The organism is Eudoraea sp., assembly GCF_049665975.1.
GTDB lineage: Bacteria > Bacteroidota > Bacteroidia > Flavobacteriales > Flavobacteriaceae > Eudoraea.
In genome coordinates this window covers 1-11,626 of the sequence record NZ_JBATGR010000144.1, presented here as the reverse complement: position 1 = coordinate 11,626, position 11,626 = coordinate 1, and the positions used below count along the sequence as shown (strand labels likewise).

Here is an 11,626-nt window from a genome sequence, read left to right as displayed (position 1 = left end):
ACGACAGATGAAATATAAAATAACTGTAGTGCTATTACTTTGCATGACTGGAATAGCCTTTGCTCAGAAAAAAATATGGACCCTTGAAGAATGCGTTACCTATGCCGTGGAAAATAACCTTTCCATTCAACAATTCGAATTGGATCTGGAGAATGCTACAATTGACAAATCTGACGCAATCGGTAGTTTTCTTCCTAATTTAAATGGTACCTTAAATGTCCAAAGTAATACGGGTTTGTCTTTTGACCCAACTAATAGTCAACCTGTAAACACTAAACAAATAACATCCTCCGGGAGCGTAACTTCATCCGTTCTTTTATTTGATGGCCTCAGGAATGTACACAGGCTAAACAGGGCGAAACTTAATGCAGTGGCCAATCAATACCGTCTGGATGACCTTGTAAATGACATACGCCTAAATGTAGCTATAAGTTATTTAAATATCTTATCAAATAAAGAGACTGCCAAAGTTGCCAAAGCCTTATATGCTGTAACAGAACAGGATTTGAATAGAACCAGAGAATTAGTAGAGTCCGGGGTAGTTCCAAAAGGAGATTTATTGGAAATAGAAGCAACAGCAGCAACCCGTGAGCAGCAAATCATAAATGCGGAGAACGATGTCCTTATATCACGTATTAATTTAGCCCAGTTACTTCAAATTACAGACTATGAAAACTTTGATGTTTCTGATGCGGAATTTGAAGTTCCTCCTGCAGACATATTAAAGAATTCTCCCAAGGTAATATTTGATAAAGCTTTAAGCTATTGGTATGAAACTAAATTTTTTGAAACCAGTGTGGACCTGGCTGAAAAAGATTTATCCTTTGCAAAAGGAGCAGCATATCCAACTCTTAGCGCATTTATTAATTATAATACACGGTATTCTGATCAATTTTTTGATCCAATAACAGGGCAGGTAATCCCTTTTAAAGATCAGCTATGGATTAATGATGGTATCGCCTTTGGAGCACAAATTAGCATTCCTGTTTTTAACGGTTTTAGTACTCGGAATAACATTAAACGTTCTCAAATAAATGTAAAAAAGGCACAACTAGACCTGGAGCAGAATAAATTGGATTTGGAAACAAATATTAATCAGGCCTATGTAGATGTAATTAATAGCTCTCAGGAATATGACGCCGCCTTAAAGACAAGGGAAGCAAGATTATTGGCATTGGATTACTCCAAAGAAAGATTTGATGTAGGGATTATGAACTCATTTGATTATAGCCAATCACAAGCCAGGTTAGATAATGCAGAGGCTGAAGTAATACGAACTAAATATAATTATGTATTTAGAATAAAAGTTCTGGAATTTTACTTCGGACTTCCTATTGTTATTGACTAGAGACAGTATTTAATTTTGTTTGGACCTGTTGTGATGCAAATACCCAACAGGTCTTTTTATATTTGCTCAAAAATTATGGCATTAATTCTAAACATTGAAACTGCAACTACCAATTGTTCTGTAAGTATTGGTAAAGATGGACGCACCATTGCATTAAGGGAACAGGATAGTAATTCCTACTCGCATTCTGAAGATTTACACTTTTTTATAAGGGAAACTCTGGATGCAGCTTCCATCTCTATTGATGATCTCGATGCGATAGCCGTTAGTAAAGGCCCGGGTTCTTATACAGGATTGCGGATAGGTGTTTCTGCTGCTAAAGGGCTTTGTTTTGCCTTAGACCTCCCTCTTATTGGGATCTCTACTTTGGAAAGCATAGCATCTCAACTTAAAATAAAGGATGGTGTTATAATTCCTGTGCTGGATGCCAGGCGTATGGAGGTATATTCCGCGGTGTTTAATTCAGATTATGAGCAGATAAGGGAAACCAGGGTAGAGGAGATTAATTCAAATTCATTTGCTCAATTTGTTGAACAGGGAAAGGTATATATTATTGGAAGCGGAGCAGTTAAGTGCAGCGAAATATTAAAACACCCACATTTTATTTTTGATGATTCCATAGTGCCCTCGGCCAATGAAATGACTCAATTATCCCATAACGCGTACAATGGAAAAAACTTTGAAAACACCGCTTATTTTGAACCGGATTACCTAAAGGATTTTGTAATTCAACAAAGCAAGAAATAAAGCCCTGCAAAAATGTATACCCATTTTATTTTGGAGTATGCACCACTCTTTGAGGAAATGGGATTTCAATATTTGCCTTGTCAAACCTGCTTTTAAGCTCTTCTATTACAAAAAAATGAACTGCCCAGAAGTCCTCATTATTAGCCCAAAAACGCAAAGTAAGATTTACAGAGCTATCTCCCAATTCGCCCACAAAAACCTGAGGTTCGGGATCTTTTAGTATGGTTGTTTGTTCCTTGCAGATTTGTAACAGAATATCTTTAGCTTCTTTTATATTTGAACCATAACCTATTCCTATATCTATTTTATCCCTTCTGGTTTCTTCCGCATTGTAATTTATGATGTTATTGTTAGAGAGTTGTCCGTTTGGAATAATAGCCACCTGATTACCAAATGTATTTAGTTTGGTAGTGAAAATGGTGATTTCCTTTACGGTGCCATCTACGCCCTGGGCGGAAATAAAATCTCCTATTTTAAAGGGTTTGAAAAATAATATTAAAATTCCACCTGCAAAGTTGGCCAAAGAACCCTGAAGTGCGAGGCCAATGGCAAGTCCGGCAGATCCCAAAACAGCTAGCAAGGATGTAGATTCTACACCTAATTGTGTTACGACAGCAACAAAAAGGAGGACCTTTAAACCTACGTTAATCAATTGCATAAGAAAAGACTCCAGAGCAACGTCATAATCTTTACGGTCAAAAAATTTTCGTGTTAAACGGTTAATAAATTTTATAAACCATAAACCAACTATTAAAATAATAATAGCTGTGATCATATCGGGAAAAACGTCCCAGAACCAGTTTATGGCGTTCTCTATATGTTGGTCATAATTAGATAAGTCTTTCATAGATTCTTTTTTAAAAAACAAAATTAAAACATTTCTGATACAATGAAATGCGGTAAAAAAAAATATTGAGAAAACAGTAATTCTATTTAAGCTGATTTAAAACTTGTTCCATATCTTCAGTTGGTAACTTGCAGGAACCATGTTCACAGAGGTAAATTAGCGTACTATTCGCTACATATCTGTTTTGAATTAGTGATAACTCGCTCTCTTCTTTAGCACCTGCAAATACGGCGTTGGGTAAATAGGATTGCTGCATGGCACTCGCTGTTTTCATATAGTCTTCCCCAACTATACTTATTTCATAAAAAGGTTTTTGAAAATACAAGACCAGGTGAAGCCAATTTGCATAACTGGCCGTATCTTTCTCAAAACTCTGCTGCAGATTCTTAACCATTTGCTGTGCAATGTTTTCATAATTTTCATCGGGAAAAAACCTGGATAATTTAAATAGGTTTTTGGCCATAATGGAATTTGATGATGGTATCACATTATCCGCCATTTCTATTGTTCTTCTAATAATAAATGAATCTTGTTTGGGAGTGAAGTAAAACAATCCGCTACTTTCATCGGTAAAATTAGCAATACAATAATCCGTCAATTTTTTGGCCTCATTAAGCCAACTTTCTTCAAAAGTTATTTCATAAAGTCCAATAAACGCATCTATCACCGAAGCATAGTCTTCCAGATAACCATTTATAGTGCTTTTTCCGTTTTTATGATTGTGGTAAAGGCTACCATCTTTCTTTACAAAAGTTTCCCTGATAAATGAGGCATTATTTAAAGCCAGATTCAGATAATTATCATTTTTGATAAATCTGTAGGCATCTGTTAATCCCTTCAGCATTAATCCATTCCAGGAACAAAGTATTTTATCATCTAATCTGGGGCGATTTCTATTTTCCCGGAGCGTATTTAATATTTGTTTACACTCTGAAATAACTTCATTGACTTCAGAAACAGAAAGTTTGTGTTTTTTAGCTATTGCCTCGTCTGATTCATCCCTTATTAAAACGTAGTTGCCATGCTCCCAAAGGCCAAAGTCGTTAATATTGTAATAGTCCTTAAAAAGTTCATATTTATCAGCAAGGAGAGTTTGTAGTTCTGCTTTCTGCCATACGTAATATGCACCTTCTTCTAATTCGCCTGTTTCGTTCAGGCTATCGGCATCCAGGGAAGCATAGAATCCATTTGTACTATCCATAAGCTCCGTAGTAACAAATGCAATATTTTCTTCAACGACCTTCTTATAAAGCGGGTTTTTCGTAACGGCGTATGCCTTGGAATATAAACTTATTAATTGACCATTGTCATATAACATTTTTTCAAAATGGGGGACATGCCATTTGCCATCCACGGAGTATCTTGAAAAACCACCTGCTAAATGATCGAAAATTCCTCCATAAGCCATTTTCGTAAGTGTTAAATTCACATACTCCAGAAGGGCCTCATCTTTTCTGGTAATAGCATAATGCAATAAAAAATCTAAATTGCCGGGCATCATAAATTTGGGAGCCCGGTTATACCCCCCATAATTATGATCAAAATAGCGAGACCATTTTTTAACCGAATCATCTAATTGGTCCTCAGTTAAAATCTGAGAATTGGAGTCAACTTCAACAAGATTAATTGCCTTAATCCCTTCAGCAAGGTCTTTGGCATATCCGTTTATTTTATCGGGCTCTTCCTGGTAAAGTCTGGTAAGTTCTTTTAAAACCTTCATCCAGTCATCTTTCTTCACATAAGTCGCACCCCAAAATGGACGCCCGTCTGGTAAGGTAACTACATTTAATGGCCATCCGCCTCTTCCCGTCATCATTTGAACTGCATCCATATAAAGATGATCTATATCCGGGCGCTCTTCTCTGTCTATTTTTATATTGATAAAATTTTCATTCATCAGATTTGCCACTTCTTCATCTTCAAAGCATTCTTTTTCCATGACATGACACCAATGACATGCGGCATAGCCTATACTTATAAGTACCAATTTATTTTCATTTTTAGCTTTCTCCAGGGCAGTTGTACTCCAGGGTTCCCAGTTTACAGGGTTATGAGCATGTTGAAGCAGATATGGGCTACTTTCGTTTATCAGGGCATTGGTATGTTTGTATGACATGGTTTCTTTTTTTTGAGAGCAGCCATTTAAGGTAACGAATACTAAAAGTAATGTGTAGTTAAACTTAGACATATACAAAGTTACTACTAATTAAAGAGCATAAAAAAAGCGCCTAGAAGGCGCTTTTATTCTTTTCCAGAACGTTTACTTAACTTCAAAAGTGATTTTAACATTAACACGATAGTCATCTATTTTACCATCTTTAACTGTCGCACTTTGTTCATTAACATATACAGAACGTATATTATTGACGGATTTTGATGCATGAGCAACCGCTTTTTTTGTAGCATCTTCCCAACTCTCATTCGAATTTGCTAGTATTTCAATAACTTTTAAAACTGACATAATACTTCTTTTTAGTGTTACGTTAAGGTAATAAATAAAAAGGGAAGGGACAATATTTTAGTGCTAAATTATCCGTTTAACGCTACCACTTCAGATACCTTATCTCCCATCATATTTTTCAGCATTGTTTCTATACCATTTTTTAAAGTATAGGTAGAAGAAGGACAACCACTACAGGCCCCCTGGAGTATAACATTTACTGTTTTACTCTCTTTCTCATAGGATTGAAAAAGTATATTTCCACCGTCACTGGCAACAGCTGGTTTTACATATTCTTCCAGAATGTTGATGATCTCCTGAGATGTATCATCTAATGTTTCATTCCCTGTATTTGGATTAGATGTAGCTGAAGATTTAACAGTAATTTCTTCACTGGAGACTACTTCATTTCCATCGGCAATAAAATTCCGGATTAATTCACGGAGTTCCATGGTAATCTCATCCCAAGTAGCGACCTCATATTTCGTGATGGAAACATAGTTTTCATCCATAAAAACCTCTTTAACATAAGGAAGGTGAAATAACTTTTTAGCCAGATCAGAACCTTTTGCTTCATCAAGATTTTTAAATTCAAACATTGCAGGAACTATTTTCCTATTTCCTACAAATTTCATTACAGCAGGGTTTGGGGTAATTTCGGCATATATTGTAACAGCTACTTTCTTAGCATCAGCCTCTTCATTAACAATAGGTTCTCCGGCATTTAAATATTCAACCAACTGCTGCGCCACCTCGTCCTTAACCGATGGCCAATCTACTATATCAAAGCGCTCCAGGGCTATAAAATTCCCAGATATATATACTGTTTTTATAAATGGAAGATAAAATAGTTGCTGAGCTAGTGGAGAATTTTTGGCATCATCTATATTCCTGAATTCGAAATTACTCCCATCCGTTAGAAAATGATTTGCCTCAAATTTTAAAATCGCCGGGTTGTTTGTTTCTACTACTGTAATAACGTATTCCTTCATCGTATTTGCTTTCTGCAAAAATACAACCATTTTCCCTTTCCCCACATATATAATAATGTTGTATTTCATCCGTTATACTTTATATTTGACCGAAACATCAATAAATACGCCCTATTCTTAGATGAAAAAACTCCTGTTAATTTTGTTTACATATGTGGCTTTTTCAAGCTCTTTGACCGCTCAGGAGGGTGTTCCTGTGTATTTTGATTATTTAGCAGACAATTACTATTTGGTATTTCCCTCTATGGCAGGTATTAGCGATGGTGGTAAAATAAGACTTACAGCCAGAAAACAATGGTTTAGTGTAGATGAGGCACCAAGTTTACAGACACTTAGTGCTAATTACAGGATTCCGGAAAGTTCGAGTGGAGTAGGGATAATTATTTTTAATGACGCTAATGGCTATCACTCGCAAACAGGAGCCAAGCTTACTTACGCTCATCACTTGCAATTAGGCCCGGAAATCAGGATATTAAATCAGTTGTCATTCGGGTTGAGTGCAGGTTTTATCCAAAGTAGTCTTGATGAATCAGAATTCAGGTCCGTTATCCCGGATCCTATTATTACAGGAGGAAAAAATAGCGTTGGGTATTTTAATATGGATTTAGGGATGTCCTATAACTATATGGAATTTTATTTTAATGTCGCAGCCTTAAACCTCTTGGGTACCGGACGAGACCTTTATACAGCTATTGAATTTGATAATTTAAGAAGGTATTTGATTAATGCTGGATATGTATTTGGCAAAAACTTATGGAAGTTTGAACCTTCTATTCTTTTTCAATTGACAGAATTTACTGAAGAGAAAACTGTAGACCTTAATGCCAAAGTGTATAGAGAAATGAGTTGGGGTACCCTTTGGGGGGGTCTCTCTTATAGAAGGAGTTTTGATGGCGCCCAATTCCAGGTTGATGGTACTTTTGGAGAACAGAGACTTCAGCTTTTTACACCAATCGTAGGAATTAATGTTAACAGATTTATGTTCTCCTATAACTATTCATACCAATCCGGAGATATTCGTTTAGATAACGGAGGGTTTCACCAGATTACGCTGGGATATGATTTTGGTCCTGTTAGGGAAAACAGATATGACTGTTTCTGTCCCGGGGCAAATTAAAAACGGGCTTAACAAGGTATTCTGCCAAACCCGCTCTAAGAAATAATACAATTTTCGCTTATTCCCATTTAAACTTTTTCCCCGCAGCCTGTCTTTTTATGGCATTTAACATCGCATTTTCGAGCTCTCCCTTTTCCTGTTGGGCATGTTTGCTAACATAGATCTCCCGTTTGGCATTTAGTTGCTGTATTTCCTTTTGTATCCTTGTTCTTTCGGCCTTTTTCTCACCTATGAATGCAGTAAGTTCTGCCTTCGACTTATCTCTTAACGCACCGGGTAATTCCTCTTTTTTTATTGCCGAGACATCAAATTCATCATCTTCGGCTGCATCTATCAAATCCCATGACGAATTCTTATACATCCCTGAACTTTTGCTAACTGCACGTTTTACAGCTACAGCCTCTTCCAATTCCATGGCGTTGTTATCTTGCCTGGCCTGTAATTCCAGTTTTGCGCTTCCCATAGCACCATAAGATATATAGGTGCTGTTCAATTTTGAGTTTAGTTTAATGATGATATCATCATATGGAGTATCTATATGAACAATCTGTTTATTATGATCTATCGCCATATACTCTCCCCCGGTCAGAGTTGCGCCCTTTTTCCATTCTGTGTTAACGCCTTGCTGATAGTTACCGCAAAAAATAGTATTTACAATGATATCTTTTTCTGTTGCATTAGTCACAGCATCCCTGTAATTAAGTTTCCCCTGGGTAAAAGGCTCATTTCCTGCAATAAATATCATTTTTAAATTATCAGGATTTTTGCCCCAATCTAATTGACGTAATGAAGTTTGAATAACTTCACCACAGTATTCTTCCCCGCCATTTGTGCTTAATGAAAAAAGTTTTTCGGAAATCTCATCCAAATCGCTGCTGAATCCGATAACTTGTTGAATATAGCCTTCCTTTGAAGAAAGTCCGTCATTTCCATATTGGTATAGTGCAATTTGTAGATTAGGCCTGTGTCCATTCCCGCATTTTGCATAAGAGAACTGATTCACTATATCCCAGAGCTGAGCTTTGGCCTGATTAATTAATCCGTCCATGCTATTACTTGTATCCAGCAGGAGTGCAATTTTTACGGTATTGTTGTTCTTATCTTTTTTGTCGTTCAAAAATTTTTCTGTCTCGTAGTTATTTATTTCCTGCTTACTTATTGGGGTATATCCGAATAGGGTTCCAAGAGTCAGACTTAATATTATAAGACCAATAGTGTGTTTTAAATTTTTCATAATGTTATTTTTTTAGTTATAAATATTAGCTAAATGTAGTTCCGAACTTTTTCACAAAAAATGAGGAATGAGCGAAATGAACCCCTGATTGAGGGAAATGGTACAATGATTGCGTAAAGCCTGTTATTCAGGGATAAACACACCAGGATTTGAAATAAGGGTATTTTTTAATACCGTATAAATCGAGTAAGTTTATCCCTATAAATGCAAATCATGCTAAAGAAAAGGTGCCTTTTTATGGTTTTTTCCCTGATCCTTTTTTCAGGTTTTTCTCAGTCTCAAAAGAAGACTCAGGATTCTGAACAGGAACCGGGTGCCAGAGAAACAACATATAGGGTTAATTTAGATTCAGCTAATTTTTATAAGAAGACTGATATTGCGAAAAGCATAGATTTTATAGCACAGGCAATTGGAAGTCTAGGACAAAATGCTACTAAGCAGGAACTTGCTTTGGCACTTACAAATTTGGGTGAGGTATATCATTATCATAAGCAATACGATCTGGCTATTTCAAATTTTAAAGACGCTCAGGAAGCAAATAAAACATCCAGGACCACCTTGTTATTGGGGAAGACCTACATACAAACAAGGGATTACAAAAATGCTGCAGCAGTATTACATCCTCTAGAGGACATAAAAGGATTGGTGCCCTATCAAAGAATTGAATTGTATGAATTATTAGGTGATGTTTACAAAGGGTTTGGTGAAACTAATAAGGCTATAGCCTATTATGAAGAAGGTTTAAAAGTGGCTAATAAAAATCAGGTTAGCCCAAAAATGCCCGATTTAAATTCTAAAATTGCGGATGCTTATGCCCAGGATAACAGGCTGGAAGAAGCAGAAAGTTATTATGGAAATTCACTAGTACTTTCAAGTCAGCAGGCACCGGCACGAGCTATTCAGGAAAAGGAAAAAGTTGCAGATTTCTACAATAAGAAAAATCAGTATGACGATGAAATTAAGTTAAGGAAGAAGAGCCTGAATGAATTACAGTCACTACCCAGGGCTGCTGCAAAATCAACCGGAGCCCCTATTGAAGCAGATTCAATTACTGCACAAAGTATTAATTACAAAATTGCCAATGCCTATGCTGCGCAGGATAAATACGATGAAGCTATACCCTATTTGGAAGAGAGTATAAAAGAAGCAAATATTGAAGATGACCTGATTGTACAAAAAGATGCCACCCGAAAACTTTCAGAGATATACAGGGATAAAGGCAATTATTCAAAAGCATTTGAAACCTATCAGAGCTATGTTTCTATTGTGGATACACTTTATCTTCGAAAAGAACAGGAGATATCACAGGCTTCCAGATTTAACAGAGAAATTGCGGCAAGTCAGGGTAGAATTACCGGCCTGGAAAAAGAAAGAGAACTTACAAAGAGTAAATACGATTTGGCCGTAACGGAGCAACAACTGGCGCTGGAAAGTAATAAAAGACAAAAATGGATAATTTATTCTCTTGTATTTGGGATGTTGCTTACTGCCCTGGCGGCCTACTTTTTTTACAGGAGTAACAGGCAACAGCAATTGGCTAATAATTTATTGGCACTAAAGTCATTACGTTCCCAAATGAATCCTCACTTCATTTTTAACGCCCTGAATTCTGTAAATAATTACATTGCTAAAAATGACGAGCGTAGTGCTAACCGATATTTAAGCGAGTTCGCCACATTAATGAGAGCGGTTTTAGAGAATTCTGAAGAAGATTTTATTTCACTGTCAAGAGAACTGGAGTTATTAGAACTTTATGTAAAATTGGAACATTCGCGTTTTCCGGAGAAGTTTGATTATACTATAAATTTGGATGAACAAATTGATACTGAGGCTTTTCAAATTCCCCCAATGTTGCTTCAGCCTTATATAGAAAATGCCATTTGGCATGGACTTAGATACAAGGAAGAAAAGGGATTCTTAGATATTGAAATAACGCAGGTAGAAACAGATGTAATTCAAATTCGTATTACGGACAATGGGATAGGAAGAAAAAGGTCTCGGGAGTTAAAAACAAGCAATCAGAAAAACCAAAGTTCAAAGGGCATGGGCAATATTAAAAAACGAATCGCTATTCTCAATACCATGTATAAAGATAAGGTGACGGTATCCGTGCAGGACATGAACGAAGATACTACAGGCACCCGGGTAATCTTAACTTTAAGGAAGGTGGTATGATGCTAAAGGCGGTTATTATTGAGGATGAAAGCAGCAGCAGGGAAATTCTACGCAATTACCTGGCCAAATATTGCAAAAACGTAAATGTTCTTGGTGAAGCTGCCGGTGTTAAGGAGGGAATTGAATTACTGAGCCACTCGAATCCTGATCTTGTGTTTCTCGATGTGGAAATGCCGTTTGGAAATGCCTTTGATCTTTTGGATCAATTGCCGGAAAGATCTTTCGAAACTGTCTTTGTAACGGCCTATAATACCTATGCGCTTGAAGCTTTAAACAATCATGCAGCTTATTATTTAATGAAGCCTATAAATATTGATGAGCTTATTAAATCGGTTTCCTATGTGGCTGAGATAAAAGAAAAGGAAAATGCATTGGAGGATCGGATTCTAAAATCAAAACTGAATAAGGCTGAAGGGAAAATAACACTGCCGCAACAAGATGGATTTTTGGTATTAAATATATCAGATATCCTCTATTGTAAGGCTGATGACAATTATACCGAAATTTACCTCCAAAACAAAAAATTACTGGTAAGCAAGACTTTGAAGTACTTTGAAGAGGCTCTTGCCGATTATCCTTTCGCCCGCATCCATAAATCGTATCTTGTAAACGTAAATGAAGTGATAAAATATAGAAAAGGTAAAGGGGGGAGTGTAATCGTATCCAACGGAAAAGAATTATTGGTTTCTGCTTCCAAAAAGAAACAATTATTATCGTATTTTGAAT

The 11,626-nt window shown here is 36.4% G+C and carries 10 protein-coding genes; 5 read left to right on the top strand and 5 right to left on the bottom strand.

Features of this window, described 5'->3' with window-relative positions:
• The first annotated feature begins 7 nt into the window (after positions 1 to 7).
• Positions 8 to 1,348 (top strand): TolC family protein, encoded by a 1,341-nt coding sequence (locus WBN20_RS05530; protein WP_424281006.1) that lies wholly within the window; start codon positions 8 to 10, stop codon positions 1,346 to 1,348.
• A 75-nt stretch (positions 1,349 to 1,423) separates the two neighbouring features.
• On the top strand, positions 1,424 to 2,095 hold the full coding sequence (tsaB, locus tag WBN20_RS05525) for a tRNA (adenosine(37)-N6)-threonylcarbamoyltransferase complex dimerization subunit type 1 TsaB (RefSeq protein WP_424281004.1): 672 nt from the start codon (positions 1,424 to 1,426) through the stop codon (positions 2,093 to 2,095).
• Between the two features lie 25 nt (positions 2,096 to 2,120).
• Here the strand turns inward: tsaB and WBN20_RS05520 are convergent, their stop codons facing one another.
• The 4 genes from WBN20_RS05520 to WBN20_RS05505 all read right to left on the bottom strand — a co-directional run bounded on the left by WBN20_RS05520 (position 2,121) and on the right by WBN20_RS05505 (position 6,374).
• Positions 2,121 to 2,942, bottom strand: a complete 822-nt coding sequence (locus tag WBN20_RS05520; protein WP_424281003.1) for a mechanosensitive ion channel family protein — start codon at positions 2,940 to 2,942, stop codon at positions 2,121 to 2,123.
• A gap of 82 nt (positions 2,943 to 3,024) precedes the next feature.
• Positions 3,025 to 5,058, bottom strand: coding sequence for a thioredoxin domain-containing protein (locus tag WBN20_RS05515; RefSeq protein ID WP_424281002.1), 2,034 nt, complete (start codon positions 5,056 to 5,058; stop codon positions 3,025 to 3,027).
• 144 nt (positions 5,059 to 5,202) lie between these two features.
• Positions 5,203 to 5,403, bottom strand: a complete 201-nt coding sequence (locus WBN20_RS05510; protein ID WP_424271943.1) for a dodecin family protein — start codon at positions 5,401 to 5,403, stop codon at positions 5,203 to 5,205.
• Positions 5,404 to 5,471: 68 nt separating this feature from the next.
• A complete protein-coding gene (locus WBN20_RS05505) occupies positions 5,472 to 6,374 on the bottom strand; it encodes a NifU family protein (protein ID WP_424281005.1) in 903 nt (300 codons plus the stop codon).
• A 121-nt stretch (positions 6,375 to 6,495) separates the two neighbouring features.
• On the opposite strand from WBN20_RS05505, the gene WBN20_RS05500 reads away from it, so the two are divergent.
• Positions 6,496 to 7,491 carry a PorP/SprF family type IX secretion system membrane protein gene (locus tag WBN20_RS05500; protein WP_424271944.1) on the top strand — a complete coding sequence of 332 codons (996 nt, stop codon included), beginning with the start codon at positions 6,496 to 6,498 and terminating at the stop codon, positions 7,489 to 7,491.
• A gap of 58 nt (positions 7,492 to 7,549) precedes the next feature.
• Here WBN20_RS05500 and WBN20_RS05495 read toward each other — a convergent pair whose 3' ends face one another.
• Positions 7,550 to 8,725 (bottom strand): vWA domain-containing protein, encoded by a 1,176-nt coding sequence (locus WBN20_RS05495; protein WP_424281001.1) that lies wholly within the window; start codon positions 8,723 to 8,725, stop codon positions 7,550 to 7,552.
• 204 nt (positions 8,726 to 8,929) lie between these two features.
• Between WBN20_RS05495 and WBN20_RS05490 the strand changes: the two genes are divergently transcribed.
• Together WBN20_RS05490 and WBN20_RS05485 are read left to right on the top strand one after the other, a co-directional pair.
• Positions 8,930 to 10,900: a histidine kinase gene (locus WBN20_RS05490; protein ID WP_424281000.1), complete on the top strand. Its 1,971-nt coding sequence runs from the start codon at positions 8,930 to 8,932 to the stop codon at positions 10,898 to 10,900.
• The coding region (locus WBN20_RS05485) for a LytR/AlgR family response regulator transcription factor (RefSeq protein ID WP_424280999.1) at positions 10,897 to 11,626 on the top strand (730 nt) is incomplete at its 3' end. The genes WBN20_RS05490 and WBN20_RS05485, both read left to right, overlap by 4 nt.